This is a genomic window from Pseudomonas sp. HMSC065H01 (genome assembly GCF_001815235.1).
GTDB classification, from domain to species: Bacteria; Pseudomonadota; Gammaproteobacteria; order Pseudomonadales; family Pseudomonadaceae; genus Pseudomonas; species Pseudomonas aeruginosa.
Genome location: NZ_KV819855.1, coordinates 222347 through 237633, shown reverse-complemented (window position 1 = coordinate 237633; position 15287 = coordinate 222347). Strand labels below are relative to the sequence as shown.

At 67.9% G+C, this 15287-nt stretch carries 14 protein-coding genes; 9 read left to right on the top strand and 5 right to left on the bottom strand.

Going from position 1 to position 15287, the window contains the following annotated elements; all coding sequences use genetic code 11:
* Positions 1-291: 291 nt before the first annotated feature.
* Complete coding sequence (bdlA, locus tag HMPREF3014_RS06735; RefSeq protein WP_003082971.1) at positions 292-1545, top strand: biofilm dispersion protein BdlA; 1254 nt, start codon at positions 292-294, stop codon at positions 1543-1545.
* A gap of 3 nt (positions 1546-1548) precedes the next feature.
* On the opposite strand, the gene HMPREF3014_RS06730 is transcribed toward bdlA, so the two are convergent.
* On the bottom strand, positions 1549-2442 hold the full coding sequence (locus HMPREF3014_RS06730; protein ID WP_003082969.1) for a LysR family transcriptional regulator: 894 nt from the start codon (positions 2440-2442) through the stop codon (positions 1549-1551).
* A 194-nt stretch (positions 2443-2636) separates the two neighbouring features.
* On the opposite strand from HMPREF3014_RS06730, the gene speB reads away from it, so the two are divergent.
* The 7 genes from speB (at position 2637) to HMPREF3014_RS06695 (ending at position 10891) form a co-directional block, all read left to right on the top strand.
* Entirely contained in the window at positions 2637-3596 is a 960-nt protein-coding gene (gene speB / locus HMPREF3014_RS06725) for an agmatinase (RefSeq protein ID WP_003082966.1), read from the top strand.
* 14 nt (positions 3597-3610) lie between these two features.
* Positions 3611-4030, top strand: a complete 420-nt coding sequence (locus HMPREF3014_RS06720; RefSeq protein ID WP_003112430.1) for a YybH family protein — start codon at positions 3611-3613, stop codon at positions 4028-4030.
* Between the two features lie 18 nt (positions 4031-4048).
* Complete coding sequence (locus HMPREF3014_RS06715; protein WP_023087622.1) at positions 4049-5560, top strand: purine-cytosine permease family protein; 1512 nt, start codon at positions 4049-4051, stop codon at positions 5558-5560.
* 93 nt (positions 5561-5653) lie between these two features.
* Entirely contained in the window at positions 5654-7045 is a 1392-nt protein-coding gene (locus HMPREF3014_RS06710; RefSeq protein WP_003100479.1) for a sodium:solute symporter family protein, read from the top strand.
* 75 nt (positions 7046-7120) lie between these two features.
* On the top strand, positions 7121-8722 hold the full coding sequence (locus HMPREF3014_RS06705) for a 5-guanidino-2-oxopentanoate decarboxylase (RefSeq protein ID WP_003112428.1): 1602 nt from the start codon (positions 7121-7123) through the stop codon (positions 8720-8722).
* Between the two features lie 13 nt (positions 8723-8735).
* Positions 8736-10118, top strand: a complete 1383-nt coding sequence (locus tag HMPREF3014_RS06700; protein WP_023087623.1) for an FAD-binding oxidoreductase — start codon at positions 8736-8738, stop codon at positions 10116-10118.
* Positions 10119-10162: 44 nt separating this feature from the next.
* Positions 10163-10891, top strand: coding sequence for an MBL fold metallo-hydrolase (locus HMPREF3014_RS06695; protein WP_003118669.1), 729 nt, complete (start codon positions 10163-10165; stop codon positions 10889-10891).
* Positions 10892-10950: 59 nt separating this feature from the next.
* Here HMPREF3014_RS06695 and HMPREF3014_RS35035 read toward each other — a convergent pair whose 3' ends face one another.
* Positions 10951-11085, bottom strand: a complete 135-nt coding sequence (locus HMPREF3014_RS35035; protein ID WP_003087006.1) for a PA1414 family protein — start codon at positions 11083-11085, stop codon at positions 10951-10953.
* A gap of 154 nt (positions 11086-11239) precedes the next feature.
* Positions 11240-12112 carry a putrescine utilization regulator PtrR gene (locus HMPREF3014_RS06690; RefSeq protein WP_003082949.1) on the bottom strand — a complete coding sequence of 291 codons (873 nt, stop codon included), beginning with the start codon at positions 12110-12112 and terminating at the stop codon, positions 11240-11242.
* 104 nt (positions 12113-12216) lie between these two features.
* Between HMPREF3014_RS06690 and HMPREF3014_RS06685 the strand changes: the two genes are divergently transcribed.
* Entirely contained in the window at positions 12217-13410 is a 1194-nt protein-coding gene (locus HMPREF3014_RS06685; RefSeq protein WP_003105421.1) for an MFS transporter, read from the top strand.
* Here the strand turns inward: HMPREF3014_RS06685 and HMPREF3014_RS06680 are convergent.
* Both HMPREF3014_RS06680 and HMPREF3014_RS06675 read right to left on the bottom strand, forming a co-directional pair.
* A complete protein-coding gene (locus HMPREF3014_RS06680) occupies positions 13370-14281 on the bottom strand; it encodes a DMT family transporter (RefSeq protein ID WP_003082945.1) in 912 nt (303 codons plus the stop codon). The two genes, HMPREF3014_RS06685 and HMPREF3014_RS06680, sit on opposite strands and share 41 nt — an antisense overlap.
* 200 nt (positions 14282-14481) lie before the next feature.
* A partial coding sequence (locus HMPREF3014_RS06675; protein ID WP_070734533.1) for an extracellular solute-binding protein occupies positions 14482-15287 on the bottom strand: 806 nt, incomplete at its 5' end.

Genomic DNA, 15287 nt, shown 5'->3' with positions numbered 1-15287 from the left:
CGACTCCTGGAAGGGGCCCAGTGTGCCACAGGCGGAGAGGCATTCTCTCGCTCGCAAAAACGTCATATTTCCGACGAATGGCGGTAATTTGTTTCACCCATTAAGAATAACGACGAATTTTTGTCGTTCGATGAAAAAATACAATCGTCCCACCCTCTCAACTCCCGCCCATCGGCGCCGAAGACAGGGATGAGCCCCTCTCTCTATCCAAGGATTTTTCTCATGTTCACTCGCAAGTACCGACAGATGAACGCCGACTTGCAACAGCAACTCGCCGCCGAGCGCCTGCACATGGCGGCCCTGGACCGCTCCATGGCGCGCGTGGAGTTCGATCCGGACGGCAATATCACCGATGCCAATGAGAATTTCCTGACCCTGCTGGGCTACCGCCGCGACGAGATCCTCGGCAAACCGCATCGCCAGCTTTGCGACGGCGCCTACGCGCAATCGGAAGACTACCGGCGCTTCTGGGAACGCCTGCGGCGCGGCGAACACTTTTCCGGCCGCTGCAAGCGCATTACCCGCGAGGGCCGGCCACTCTGGCTGGAAGCCACCTACAACCCCGTACGCGACGGGCAGGGTCGACTGCTCAAGGTGGTCAAGTACGCCAGCGACATCGATGCCATCGTCCACCAGGAACACGAGATGCAGAGCAAGCTGGATGCCCTGTCCCGCTCGATGGCGATGATCGAGTTCGACCTCGACGGCAATGTCCTCGCGGCCAACGACAACTTCCTCGCCACCATGGGCTATGGCCGAGCCGAGCTGGCCAGCGCCAACCACCGTCAGTTCTGCGAACCGGGCTACCGCGACGGCCCGCAGTACGCCGACCTCTGGCGCCGCCTGAACCGCGGCGAGTACGTCACCGGGCAGTTCCGCCGGGTCCACCGCAACGGCCAGCCGGTCTGGCTGGAAGCCAGCTACAACCCGGTCTACGACGCCGACGGCAAGCTCTACAAGGTGGTCAAGTTCGCCAGCGATGTCAGCGACCGCATGCGCCGCTACCAGGCCGAGGCGGACAACGCCCACCAGGCCCATACCCTGTCCACCGAGACCCGCACGGTCGCCGAACACGGCGCGCTGATCATCCAGAGCGCGGTGGAGGAAATGCTCAAGATCGCGAATACCCTGGATGCTTCCTCGCTGAACATCGGCGAACTGTCACAGCACTCGCAACAGATCACCTCGATCGTCAACACCATCCGCGAGATCGCCGAGCAGACCAACCTGCTCGCCCTCAATGCCGCCATCGAGGCCGCCCGCGCCGGCGACCAGGGTCGCGGCTTCGCCGTGGTGGCCGACGAGGTGCGGCAACTGGCGGAACGCACCAGCAAGTCGACCAAGGAGATCGCCGACATGATCGGTCGCATCCAGACCGGCACCCGCAGCGTCATCGACGACATGCAGCACAGCCAGGAACAGGCGCGGCGCGGCGTGGAGCTGGCCAACGAGGCCGGCGCGGCGATCCTTGGCATCCGCGAGAGCACGCACAAGGTGGTAGAAGCGGTGCAGCAGTTCTCGCGCACCCTCAACGCCGATCTCTAGGGCTCAGGCCAGGCTCATCTGCGTCCGCAACTGGTCGCGGAAGGCCTGGATCAGCGGCTCGCGCGAGCGGCCGCGACGGAGGATCAGGGAGAATGGCGCCTGGTAGCCGAAGGTCGCCGGCAGCAGGGCGCGCAGGCGCCCCTGCTCGACCCACGGGTGGGCGTAGTGCTCCGGCAGGTAACCGATGTAGCCGCCGGAAAGGATCAGGATCAGTTGCGCCTCCATGCTCTCCACCGTTCCCGCGCTGTGCTTGAATCCGTGCCGGGCCAGCTCGGCCTGGCTCCAGTAGCCGCGGCCGACCATGCGTTGCTGGGTGATCAGATCGGCGGGAATTCTCCGCCCGTCGAACAGCGGATGCCGGTCGCTGCAGTACAGCCAGTGCTGTTCGCGGTACAGCGGCTGGTAGACCAGTCCGTTCATGCGACTGGAAAAGGCGCCGATAGCCAGGTCCTGGCGGTTCTCCAGCACGCTCAGTTGCAGTTCGTAGGGGCTCTGCACCAGCAGGTGCAGGTGAACCGCCGGGTGTTCGCGGCTGAAGGCGCCGATCACCTCGGCCAGCGGCAGCGCCGGGTCGCTCACCGTGGAATCGAGCACGCCGAGGTTCAGGGTGCCGCGCAGCTCGCCCTTCAACGCCAGCGCGTAGCGTTCGAAGCCTTCCAGTTCGCCGAGGATGCGCAAGGTTTCCTGGTGGAACAGCTCGCCCTTGCTGGTCAGGCTGAAGCCACCGCGGCCACGGTGGCAGAGCACGATGCCGAGCTGGTTCTCCAGTTGGCTCATGTAGGTGCTGATCGCCGAGGTCGACAGGTTCAACTCCTGCTGGGCGGCGGCGAAGCCCTGGTGGCGCACCACCGCGGCGAAGATGCGCAACAGGCGCAGGTCGGGCAAGGCGTTGGACACGGCGACTCCGGTTTGCGGGCGAGGATTTCGGACAGCAGGCCGCCGTCCGGGCTCGGCGGCGAAGTCTAGCCGCTTCGCCGTTAGTTTAGAAATCTCTGAACTGATTATTTGTAGCCAGCGATTTGACTCGCTACCGGCTGTGAAGAGAATCCGTCCGACCCCTAAAACAACCACAACGACCGTGAGGCCACCCCGTGGACAAGAATCTCCACCAGCCCCTGGGCGGCAATGAAATGCCCCGCTTCGGCGGCATCGCCACCATGATGCGCCTGCCCCATGTCCAGTCCCCCGCCGAACTCGACGCCCTTGATGCCGCCTTCGTCGGCGTGCCCCTCGACATCGGCACCTCCCTGCGCTCCGGTACCCGCTTCGGCCCCCGCGAGATCCGCGCCGAATCGGTGATGATCCGTCCCTACAACATGGCCACCGGCGCCGCCCCCTTCGACTCGCTGAACGTGGCGGACATCGGCGACGTCGCGATCAACACCTTCAACCTGCTGGAAGCCGTGCGCATCATCGAGCAGGAATACGACCGCATCCTCGGTCACGGCATCCTCCCGCTGACCCTCGGCGGCGACCACACCATCACCCTGCCGATCCTCCGCGCGATCAAGAAGAAGCACGGCAAGGTCGGCCTGGTCCACGTCGACGCCCACGCCGACGTCAACGACCACATGTTCGGCGAGAAGATCGCCCACGGCACCACCTTCCGCCGCGCGGTGGAAGAAGACCTGCTGGATTGCGACCGTGTTGTGCAGATCGGCCTGCGCGCCCAGGGCTACACCGCCGAGGACTTCAACTGGAGCCGCAAGCAGGGCTTCCGCGTGGTGCAGGCCGAGGAGTGCTGGCACAAGTCGCTGGAGCCGCTGATGGCCGAGGTCCGCGAGAAGGTCGGCGGCGGCCCCGTCTACCTGAGCTTCGACATCGACGGCATCGACCCGGCCTGGGCGCCCGGCACCGGCACCCCGGAAATCGGCGGCCTGACCACCATCCAGGCGATGGAAATCATCCGCGGCTGCCAGGGCCTGGACCTGATCGGCTGCGACCTGGTCGAAGTCTCGCCGCCCTACGACACCACCGGCAACACTTCGTTGCTGGGCGCCAACCTGCTCTATGAAATGCTCTGCGTCCTCCCGGGCGTGGTGCGTCGCTGAGCCGTAGCGCGACCATGACCGACGACCGCGTCGAACAGGTGCTGGAGGCCGCCCGCCGACTGGTGGCGGCCTTCGCCCGCAACGATGCCGAGGCCTATTTCGCCGCCTTCAGCGAGGACGCCAGCTTCATCTTCCACAACTGGCCTCAGCCGCTGCGCTCGCGCGCGGCCTACCGCAAGTTGTGGGAGCGCTGGCGACGCGAGGACGGCTTCGAAGTGCTGGCGTGCGAATCCAGCAATACCTGCGTCAGCCTGCAAGGCGACCTGGCGATCTTCAGCCACGATGTCGCCACCCGGCTGCGCCTCCAGGGAACGGAAAGCCTGAACCGGGAACGGGAAACCATCCTGTTCCGCCTAGAACAACAAGAAGGCCGTTGGCTGGCCTGCCATGAGCACTTGTCGGCGATGCCGGAGTACCTGCCATCGACTAGCTAGCTCTCCCGGGAGAACGTCATGGATAACAACAATAACCAACACGCAATCACACGCATCGAAACCTTCGGGGTCGAACAGATTCCCGACCACGAACGCAACGCCACGCCGGTCGATCTGTTCCGCATGATCTTCGGCGGCGCCAATACCTTCGCCACCGCCGTGCTCGGCAGCTTTCCGGTGCTCTTCGGGCTGTCCTTCCAGGCCGGGCTGTGGGCGATCCTGCTGGGCGTCACGCTGGGCGCGCTGATCCTCGCCCCGATGGGCCTGTTCGGCCCGCTCAACGGCACCAACAACGCGGTCTCCTCCGGCGCGCACTTCGGCGTGCACGGGCGCATCGTCGGCTCCTTCCTCTCGCTGCTGACCGCCATCGCCTTCTTCTCGCTCTCGGTGTGGAGTTCCGGCGATGCCCTGGTCGGCGGCGCCCGGCGCCTGGTCGGCCTGGAAGAGAGCGAACTGAACCTGGGCCTGGCCTACGGCCTGTTCGCCGTGCTGGTGCTGACCGTATGCATCTACGGCTTCCGCTTCATGCTGCTGGTCAACAGGATCGCCGTGTGGGCCGCCAGCCTGCTGTTCCTGCTCGGCCTGTTCGCCTTCGCCGGCCCCTTCGACGCCGCCTACGCCGGCAGCGTGCAACTCGGCCAGCCGGGCTTCTGGGCCGCCTTCATCGGCGCCACCCTGCTGGCCATGAGCAACCCGATCTCCTTCGGCGCCTTCCTGGGCGACTGGGCCCGCTACATCCCGCGCCAGACCTCGCAGGCACGGATCATGCTGGCGGTGATCGGCGCGCAGCTGGCGACCCTGGTTCCCTTCCTGTTCGGCCTCGCCACCGCGACCATCGTCGCCGTCCGCGCGCCGGACTACATCGCTGCCAACAACTACGTCGGCGGCCTGCTGGCCATCGCTCCCGGCTGGTTCTTCCTGCCGGTATGCCTGATCGCGGTGATCGGCGGCATGTCCACCGGCACCACTTCGCTGTACGGCACCGGGCTGGACATGTCCAGCGTGTTCCCGCGCCTGCTCTCGCGGGTGCAGGCCACGGTGCTGATCGGGGTCGCCTCGATCGGCTTCATCTTCGTCGGCCGCTTCGCCTTCAACCTGGTGCAGAGCGTCTCTACCTTCGCCGTGCTGATCGTCACCTGCACCACCCCGTGGATGGTGATCATGCTGATCGGCCTGCTGACCCGTCGCGGCTTCTACCGCCCGGACGACCTGCAGGTGTTCACCCGCGGCCAGCGCGGCGGCGCCTACTGGTTCGAGCACGGCTGGAACTGGCGCGGAATGGGTGCCTGGATTCCCAGCGCGGCAGCCGGCCTGGCCTTCGTCAACCTGCCGGGGCAATTCGTCGGTCCGCTCGGCGAACTGGCCGGCGGCATCGACCTCAGCCTGCCGGTCGCCCTCGGCCTGGCCGCCCTGCTCTACCTGGCACTGCTGCGCCTGTTCCCGGAACCGCCTTGCGTCTATGGCCCGCGAGGACCGCGCTGGGTGCGCGCGCACTGCACGCGGAGGGCACCGGCGATAGCCACCGCCTGAGGTGGGGTACACACACGGCGGGACGCCAGCGTCCCGCGCTTCCGGCGCCTCGCCGGATACAACAATGACAATGAGAAACTTGGGAGACCTGATATGGCCCTCGACATATTCGTCGTTCTGATCTACGCCGCGGGCATGATCGCGCTGGGCTGGTACGGCATGCGCCGCGCCAAGACCCGCGACGACTACCTGGTGGCCGGCCGCAACCTCGGCCCCGGCTTCTACCTGGGAACCATGGCCGCCACCGTCCTCGGCGGCGCCTCCACCATCGGCACCGTGCGCCTGGGCTACGTCCATGGCATCTCCGGCTTCTGGCTGTGCGGCGCGATCGGCCTCGGCATCGTCGGCCTCAGCCTGTTCCTGGCCAAGCCGCTGCTGAAGCTGAAGATCTACACCGTCACCCAGGTCCTGGAGCGTCGCTACAACCCCGCCGCGCGCCACGCCAGCGCCCTGATCATGCTGGTCTACGCACTGATGATCGGCGCCACCTCGACCATCGCCATCGGCACCGTCATGCAGGTCCTGTTCGGCCTGCCGTTCTGGGTCTCGATCCTGATCGGCGGCGGCGTCGTGGTGCTCTACTCCACCATCGGCGGCATGTGGTCGCTGACCCTGACCGACATCGTGCAGTTCCTGATCATGACCGTCGGCCTGGTGTTCCTGCTGATGCCGCTGTCGATCAACGACGCCGGCGGCTGGGACGCCCTGGTAGCCAAGCTGCCGGCCAGCTACTTCGACTTCACCGCGATCGGCTGGGACACCATCGTCACCTACTTCCTGATCTACTTCTTCGGCATCTTCATCGGCCAGGACATCTGGCAGCGGGTGTTCACCGCCCGCAGCGAGACCGTGGCCAAGGTCGCCGGCTCCGCCGCCGGTATCTACTGCGTGCTCTACGGCATGGCCGGGGCGCTGATCGGGATGGCCGCCAAGGTCCTGCTGCCGGACCTGGAGAACGTCAACAACGCCTTCGCCAGTGTGGTCGAGCACAGCCTGCCGAACGGCATCCGCGGCCTGGTCATCGCCGCCGCCCTGGCGGCGCTGATGTCCACCGCCAGCGCCGGCCTGCTGGCGGCGTCCACCACCGTCACCCAGGACCTGCTGCCGCGCCTGCGCCGCGGCCGCGGCCAGTCCGACAACGGCGACGTGCACGAGAACCGCATCGCGACCCTGCTGCTGGGCCTGGTAGTGCTCGGCATCGCCCTGGTGGTCAGCGACGTGATCAGCGCCCTGACCGTGGCCTACAACCTGCTGGTAGGCGGCATGCTGATCCCGCTGATCGGCGCGATCTACTGGAAGCGCGCCACCACCGCCGGCGCCATCACCAGCATGACCCTGGGCTTCCTTACCGTGCTGGTGTTCATGATCAAGGATGGCCTCGACGCGAATACGCCGATCTACTACAGCCTGGCGGTCGGCCTGCTCAGCTTCGTCCTGGTCAGCCTGTTCTCGCGGCGCCCGACGGGTGTCGCCAGCGCCGCCTGAACCAGGCACAACCCCGACAGGCGAGGGACTTTCCCTCGCCTTTTCCATTCCCGAGAACATGAAAAAGGAACGGCCATGACCACCTGCGGCGAATTCCTCGTCAAGCAACTCGAAGCCTGGGGCGTCGAGACCGTCTTCGGCATCCCCGGCGTGCATACCGTAGAGCTCTATCGCGGCCTGCCCGGCAGCCGTATCCGCCATGTCACCCCGCGCCACGAGCAGGGCGCCGGCTTCATGGCGGACGGCTACGCACGGGTCACCGGCAAGCCCGGCGTGTGCTTCATCATCACCGGCCCGGGGATGACCAACATCCTCACCGCCATGGCCCAGGCCTACGCCGACTCGATTCCGATGCTGGTGATCTCCAGCGTCAACGAACGCGCGCGCCTGGCCCACGGCAACGGCTACCTGCACGAGCTGCCGAACCAGCGCAACCTGGTAGGCAACGTCTGCGCCTTCAGCCATACCCTGATGAGCGCCGAGGAGCTGCCGGCGGTGCTCGCCCGCGCCTTCGCCGTGTTCGACAGCGAGCGGCCGCGGCCGGTGCACATCGAGCTGCCGCTCGACGTCATTACCGCGCCCGCCGAACACCTGGCCCTGCGCCCACGCACCGTCACCAGCCGCCCGGCGCCGGCCCTCGCGCCCTTGCGCGAGGCCGCGGCGCGCCTGCGCAACGCGAAGAAGCCATTGCTGCTGCTCGGCGGCGGCTGCGTCGAGGCCGCCGCCGAAGCGCGTGCCCTGGCCGCCGCGCTGGACGCGCCGACCGCCCTGACGATCAACGCCAAGGGCCTGCTACCGGCCGACCACCCGCTGCTGCTGGGCAGCAACCAGTCCTGCGTGCCGGTACGCGAGCTGGCCACCGAGGCCGACGTGGTGCTGGCCATCGGCACCGAGCTGGGCGAAACCGACTACGACGTGGTGTTCGACGGCGGCTTCGCCCTCGATGGCGAGTTGATCCGCATCGACATCGACCCGCAGCAACTGATGCGCAACTACACGCCGAGCCTGGCCATCCACAGCGACGCCCGGCTGGCCATGCGCGTGCTGCTGGCCGAACTGCCGGGCGGCGAGGCCTCGCCGGACAGCCCCGGGGCCCGGCGCGCCGCCGCCGTGCGCCAGCGCCTGGCCGAAGACTTCGCCGGCTGGTCGCACTATCGCCAGCTATTCGCCGCGATCCTGGCCGAGTGGCCGGACGCCCGCTTCGTCGGCGATTCGACCCAGACCGTCTACAGCGGCAACCACCTGGTCGATCTCGACGAGCCGCGCCGCTGGTTCAACGCCTCCACCGGCTACGGCACCCTCGGCTATGGCCTGCCCGCCGCCATCGGCGCCAAGCTCGGTGAGCCGGGACGCCCGGTGGTCAGCCTGATGGGCGATGGCGGCCTGCAGTTCACCCTGCCGGAACTGGCCAGCGCGGTGGAAGCCAAGGTCGGCATCGTCGTGCTGCTGTGGAACAACCACGGCTATGGCGAGATCAAGCGCTACATGGAGCGGCGCGAGATCACTCCGCTCGGGGTCGATATCTACACCCCGGACTTCCTCGCCATCGCCCGCGGCTTCGGCTGCGCCGCCGAACGCGCGCGCGATCTCGAGCACCTGCGCGAACTGCTGCGCGGCGCCCCGGCGGACCGTCCGCTGATCGTCGAGGTGCTGCAAGCCGCGCCCTTCCATCCCTGACCCGGAGCCCGCCATGGACGATTCCGAACTCTACCGCTCCCTCTGCGAGATCCTCGGCGCCCGTGGCGTGCGCGACAGTGCCGCGCTCGCCGGGCAGGACCCCGGCTACCATCCGCAGAACCTCGCCGGAAGCTTCCTGGTCCTGCCGGAAAGCACCGACCAGGTCGCCGCCGTGGTGCGTCTGTGCCGCCAGGCGGGACGCGCCCTAGTACCCCAGGGCGGACTCACCGGCCTGGTCGGCGGCGGCGCCGCGCAAGCCGGCGACGTGCTGCTCTCGCTGCGCAGGCTGAACCGCATACATCGGCTGGATGCGGCCAGCCAGACCCTCGACCTCGACGCCGGCGTCACCCTCGAACAGGCCCAGGCGCTGGCCGCCGAGGCCGGACTCGACCCCGGCATCGATCTCGCCGCGCGCGGCAGCGCCAGCATCGGCGGGCTGGTCGCGACCAACGCCGGCGGCATCCGCGCCTTCCGCTTCGGCACCATGCGCCAGCGCGTGCTCGGCCTGGAAGCGGTACTCGCCGACGGCAGCGTCTACAGCGACCTGCGCGGGCTGCTGAAGAACACCACCGGCTACGACCTCAAGCAGTTGTTCGTCGGCGCCGAAGGCACCCTCGGCATCGTCACCCGTGCGGTACTGCGCCTGGAGCCGTTGCAGCGTCCCGGCGCCACCGCCCTGCTCGGCCTGCCCGACGTCGACGCGGCGATCGCCATCGCCGCGCGCCTGCGCCGCGAGCACGCCGAACGCCTGTTCGCCTGCGAGATCCTCTGGCACGACTACCTGCAATGCACCGCCGCCCCCATGGGCGACAGCGCGCCGAGCCTGGCGCCCTGCCCTCTCTACCTGCTGGTGGAGCTGGCCGAGGACCGCCACCTGGATGCCGGCGAGGCGCTCACCGCCCTGCTGGAAGACTGCTTCGAGGACGGGCTGGTGGAAGACGCCCTGCTCGCCGCCAACGAAACCCAGCGCCTGGCCATCTGGCGCCTGCGCGAAGACTCCGACGCGGCCATCCACGCCGGCGTCGACAGCCTGTCCTTCGACGTATCGCTGCCGGTGCCGGCCCTGGCCGGCTACGTCAAGCGCATCCGGCGGCGCCTGGACGACCTGGTGAAGGGCATGCAGGTCTTCCTCTTCGGCCATTTCCTCGACGGCAACCTGCACGTCATGCTCGCCGCCGACGTCCCGCTGCTGCCGCTGCACCAGGCGGTGGAGGAAATCCTCTACGGCGAGTTGGGCGAATGCGCTGGCGTGATCTCCGCCGAGCACGGCATCGGCCTGGAGAAGAAGGAAGCCCTGGGACGCTACGCCGATCCGCTGAAGCTCGCGCTGATGGCGCAGATCAAGGAACTGCTCGACCCCAGCGGGCTGTTCAACCCGGGCAAGGTCATACCCTGAACGCCTATCCTCCTGGGATAGCCTTTCCACCGACAGAGACCGCGATGAGAATCGTCAGCCGCGACCGCTGGTTCGAAACCCGGCACTTCTACAACGGTATCAGCCTGATCCACGAGCCCTACGTGCGCCCCTTCTATCGCTGCAACATGTGGCATGTCCAGGGCCGCGAGCGCGACGTGCTGGTGGACAGCGGCTCCGGTCTGGTCAGCCTGCGCGAGCAACTGCCCTGGCTCACCGAACGACCGCTGCTGGCGGTGGCCAGCCACACCCACTTCGACCATATCGCCGGCCACCACGAATTCGCCGAGCGCCTGGCGCATCCGGCCGAGGCGGAGATCCTCGCCGCGCCGGACGGCGACAACACCCTGGCGCGCGCCTATGTCGGCGACGAGATGTTCGAGGCGCATCCGGAGTGCCCGCTGTGCTACGCCGAATACCGGGTGCGAGCAGCGCCGGCGACCCGACTGATCGACGAAGGCGACGTGCTCGATCTCGGCGACCGCGTGCTGCAGGTGCTGCACACGCCCGGGCACTCGCCGGGCGGCATCAGCCTGTGGGAAGCGGCGACACAGACGCTGTTTTCCGGCGACATCGTCTACGACGGTCCGCTGGTCGAGGACGCCTATCATTCCAACCTCGACGACTATGCCTCCAGCCTCGCGCGCCTGCGCGAGCTACCGGTGCGCACCGTGCATGGCGGGCATTTCGCGAGCTTTTCCGGGGAGCGTTTGAGGGAAATGATCGTCGCCTGGTTCAGGAACCACGATCGATAGACCAAAACCGGGACTCTGGCCAGCGCCGCAGGCGGAGGCCAGAGCGTCGGGGAACCGGCTCAGCGACGTTGCCGCGCGGCGAGGCGCCGGCGTTGCTCGTCGTTTTCCACCGGGATGGGTTGCATGCGCGGGGGCTCGATCAGGCCAAGGGCGACACCGAGTTGCCACGCCAGGTTTTGCAGCCAGAGTTTCATGACAGGCCCCTTGTCCAAGGGAAGGAGAATCGGGCGACCTGACAAGTCAGGTCGCCCTAGGAAAGAGTAGACCGGCGTCCCACTCTCCGCACGTTCCACTCCGTCCTTGGAAACAACTTTACTGCGGGAAACCGGCCCCGGACCCTGACCTGAATCAAGCCAACGCCGATTCCCGCCCTTGCAGGAGACCGATCCAGGCCTTCAGGTTGGCGCCGACCATGCCCTTGCGCCAGACCAGCCAGGTATTCGCCCGGGCGAACGGTTCGGCCAGCGCATGCACCGCCACCGACTCCCGCCCCGGCAGGCTTTGCAGCATCGACACCGGCATCAGCGCCACCCCGCCGCCGGCCACCACGCAGGCCAGCATGCTGTGGTAGGACTCGATCTCCATCACCCGGCCCATGCTCACCCGCGCGCTGGCGAACCAGGACTCCAGCAGCAGGCGATAGGAGCAGCGCGGGCGGAAGGCGATCACCGCGCTGCCGGCCACGTCCTCGGGACCGCGCACCGGCGGGTGGCCATTCTCGGTGACCAGCACCATGCGCTCCTCGAACATCGGCAGGCCCTCCAGACCGTCGAAGTCCAGCGGGCCGTCCACCAGCACGGCATCCAGGCGCCCGCCCAGCAGCGACTCGACCAGCTCGCCGCTGGGCGCGGTCTGCAATTGCAGGTTCACCGCCGGATAGCGCCGGTGGTATTCCGCCAGGCGCGGCGGCAGGTGGATCGCCGCGGTGCTGTACATCGAGCCGAGGGCGAAGTCGCCCACCGGTTCGCCCCCCTGCACCGCCGCGCGCGCCTCCTCCTGCAGGGCGAACAGCCGCGCGGCGTAGTCCAGCAGGACCTTGCCGGCCGGCGACAGTTGCAGGCGCTGGCGTTCGCGGAGGAACAGGTCGACGCCAAGCTGTTCCTCCAGTTGCCGCAGGCGCGTCGACAGGTTCGACGGCACCCGGTGCAGGCGCTCGGCGGCGCGGGCGATGGAGCCTTCCTCGGCGACCGCCTGGAAGATCCTCAACTGGCCGAACTCCACGGTTAATTCTCCAAAACAGAACAAGTAATTCACGATTATTCATTTTTACAGAATTGCCGCAAGACCTAACCTGCTGCCATTCATCCCCCGGCAGGAATCCGCACATGTCCCGTGATTTTCTTCGTTCGCCGCTGGTCGGCCTGCTCGCCTGCCTGCTGGCGCTGGTGGTCGCCATGGGGGTCGGACGCTTCTCCCTGACCCCGCAACTGCCGCACCTGATCCGCGAAGGCCAGCTCGACCTGACCGGCGCCGGCCTGCTGGCCGCCGCCAACTACCTCGGCTACCTGGTCGGCGCGCTGGACGCGCTGTTCGCCCGCGAAGCGCGGCAGGCGCGCTTGCGCCTGCTGGTCGGGCTATGGGCCTGCTTCGGCCTGACCCTGGCCTCGGTCTGGGCCGAGGGCTTCTGGCCGCACGCGCTGCTGCGCTTCGGTCTTGGCGTGGCCAGCGCCTGGGTACTGATCATGGTCACCGCCCTCAGCCAGCGCCTCGCCGCGGAAAGCGGTCGGGCCCGGCTGGGCGCGCTGGTGTTCGCCGGCCCCGGCATCGGGGTGATGGTCACCGGCCTGCTGGCGGCATTGGGCAACGCCCTGGGCCAGGACTCGGTGTTCATCTGGAAGCTCTTCGCCGACCTCGCGCTGGTCCTGATCCTCATGCTCCTGCCGCTGCTGCCGCGCCCGGCCGCACGCAGCGCCGGCCACGACGCGCCTGCCACGGCAAGCGAAAACGCCGGCCTCGGCCGCCTGACCTGGGCCTACGGACTGGTCGGCCTCGGCTACATCATCCCGGCCACCTTTCTCTCGCAGATGGCCGCGGCGCGTTTCCACGGGCAATGGCAGGCCGACCTGTTCTGGCCCTGCTTCGGCCTGGCCTCGGCCACCGGGGTAGTGCTGATCAGCCTGCGCCGGCAGCGCCCGGACGGCACCCGCCGCTGGCTGGTCGGCGCGCTCTGGCTACAGGCCCTCGGCGTGCTCGCCTGCCTGCTGCCGGGGATCGGCGGACTGGCCCTGGGGGTAGTTCTGACCGGCCTGCCGTTCCTCGCCGGCATGCAACTGGTGATGCAATACGCCCGCGAACTGGCGCCGCATACGCCGCAGCGCAACGCCGGCCAACTGACCACCGGTTTCGCCCTCGGCCAGTTGCTCGGCCCGCTGCTGGCGGCGCTCAGCACGCATTTCGCCGGCGGCCTGCAACCGGCGCTGGCGCTCGCCGGGCTCGGCCTGGTCTTCGCCGGCCTGCTGTTGCGCCGGCCGCACTCGCTCAGCGTCGCAGCAGGCGTCGCAGCCACTGCTCGCCGCTGACCAGGGTGATGCCGGCGAGGACCAGCGCCGCGCCGGCGACGAAGTTCAGGCTGAGCGGCTCGCCCAGCAGCAATACACCGAAGGTGACGCCGAACAGGGGGGTCATGAAGGAGAAGATCGCCAGGTTGTTCGCCAGGTAGCGACGCAGTAGCCAGAACCAGCAGAAGTAGCTGGCGAACGACACCACCACGCCCTGGAACAGCACGCTGGCGGTGCTCACCGGGGTCCAGCGGACCTCGCCGAACTGGCCGCTGAAAAGAGCGATCAGCAATAACCCGGCGCATGCCACGAACAATTGGTAGAACAGCGTCAGGCTTGGCGGTGCCTCGGACAGCCGGGTGCCGCGCACTGCCACCGTGGTCGCGCCCCAGGACATCCCGGCGAGCAGGCCGAAAGCGTCGCCGAGCAGCATCCGCCCATCCATTTCCGCCCACGACAGGCCTCCGCCGAAGGCCACCGCTATGCCGCCGAAGCACACCGCCACGCCCAGCCACTGCAAGGGCCGCAGGCGTTCGCTGGGAAGCAGGAAGTGCAGCCCGAGGGCAGAGAAGATCGGCGCGGTATAGAGGAACACCGACATGTGCGAAGCCGTGGTGTATTGCAGGCCGAGGGCGATGAACAGGAACTCCAGGGCGAACAGCGTGCCGGTCAGCAGGCCGGCGCCCAGGGTGCCCTGGCGCAAGCCCTCCCAGCCGCCGCGCCAGCACATCAGCAGGCCGACCAGGGCGGCGGCGATGCCGGAACGGATGGCCGCCTGCATGACCGGCGCGATGTCCGTCGCCGCCCACTTGATGGTCACCTGCTGGATGCCCCAGATCACGCAGAGCAACAGCATGGTCTGGAAGGCGAAGGCATCGGCGGACTTACGCATGGCGGACTCACAGGCAGGCATGGAAGGAAGCGGCCGCCAGCGGCGACCGTCGGGCAGCGCCATTATGGACAAGCCGGCGCGCCCGGTCGAAGCCTGGAAGCGACCTCCAGCGGGCCGTGGGCGGCGGTTCCGGCCTGCTTGCCTGGCCTGGCCTGGGGAACGCTATCCGTCCTGCGAACCCGCCATCTGGCCGCGGCCGCTCACTTGCCGGTCTTGATCCTGCTCCAGGTCCGCGTGCGCAGCCGCTCCAGCTTCGGCGGCAGCATCTCCACCGAATACAGCCTGGCCTGCACTTCTTCCGGCGGGTAGACGTTCGGGTTGTCGCGCAACTCCGCCGAGATCAGGCCGTCCGCCGCCTTGTTCGGGTTGGCGTAGGCCACGTAGTCGGAGATCGGCGCCACCACCTCCGGGCGCAGCAGGTAGTCGAGGAAGGCGTGCGCCTGCTCGACGTTCTTCGCGTCGCGCGGGATCGCCAGCACGTCGAACCAGGCCGCGGCGCCCTCCTTCGGGATGCGGTACTCGATGCGCATGCCGTTCTTCGCTTCCCTGGCCCGGTTGGCCGCCTGCATCGCTCCGCCGGACCAGGCGATGGCCACGCAGACGTTGCCGTTGGCCAGGTCGCTGACGAACTGCGAGGAACTGAAGTAGGTGATGTACGGGCGCAGCTTCGCCAGGTGCTCCTCGGCTCGGCGGTAGTCTTCCGGCTGGTGGCTGTTGGGCGACAGGCCGAGATAGTGCAGCACCTCGGGGATCACCTCGGTGGGCGAGTCGAGGAAGGCCACGCCGCACTGTTGCAGCTTCGCCAGGTTCTCCGGCTTGAACACCAGGTCCCAGGAGTCCAGCGGCGCATCGTCGCCGAGCACCGCGCGGACCTTGTCGAGGTTGTAGGCGATGCCGTTGGTGCCCCACATGTAGGGCATCACGTAGCGGTTGCCGGGGTCCTTGCCGGCGAGCACCTTGAGCAGGGCCGGGTTGAGGTTCTTCCAGTTCGGCAGCTTGCTCTTGT

Excerpts from the sequence above, each read along its gene's own strand:
- bdlA (WP_003082971.1), top strand. The coding sequence starts at position 292 with ATGGCGGCCCTGGACCGCTCCATGGCGCGCGTGGAGTTCGATCCGGAC.
- HMPREF3014_RS06720 (WP_003112430.1), top strand. The coding sequence starts at position 3,611 with ATGACCGACGACCGCGTCGAACAGGTGCTGGAGGCCGCCCGCCGACTG.
- HMPREF3014_RS06715 (WP_023087622.1), top strand. The coding sequence starts at position 4,049 with ATGGATAACAACAATAACCAACACGCAATCACACGCATCGAAACCTTC.
- HMPREF3014_RS06710 (WP_003100479.1), top strand. The coding sequence starts at position 5,654 with ATGGCCCTCGACATATTCGTCGTTCTGATCTACGCCGCGGGCATGATC.
- HMPREF3014_RS06705 (WP_003112428.1), top strand. The coding sequence starts at position 7,121 with ATGACCACCTGCGGCGAATTCCTCGTCAAGCAACTCGAAGCCTGGGGC.
- HMPREF3014_RS06700 (WP_023087623.1), top strand. The coding sequence starts at position 8,736 with ATGGACGATTCCGAACTCTACCGCTCCCTCTGCGAGATCCTCGGCGCC.
- HMPREF3014_RS06695 (WP_003118669.1), top strand. The coding sequence starts at position 10,163 with ATGAGAATCGTCAGCCGCGACCGCTGGTTCGAAACCCGGCACTTCTAC.
- HMPREF3014_RS35035 (WP_003087006.1), bottom strand. The coding sequence starts at position 11,085 with ATGAAACTCTGGCTGCAAAACCTGGCGTGGCAACTCGGTGTCGCCCTT.
- HMPREF3014_RS06685 (WP_003105421.1), top strand. The coding sequence starts at position 12,217 with ATGTCCCGTGATTTTCTTCGTTCGCCGCTGGTCGGCCTGCTCGCCTGC.
- HMPREF3014_RS06680 (WP_003082945.1), bottom strand. The coding sequence starts at position 14,281 with ATGCGTAAGTCCGCCGATGCCTTCGCCTTCCAGACCATGCTGTTGCTC.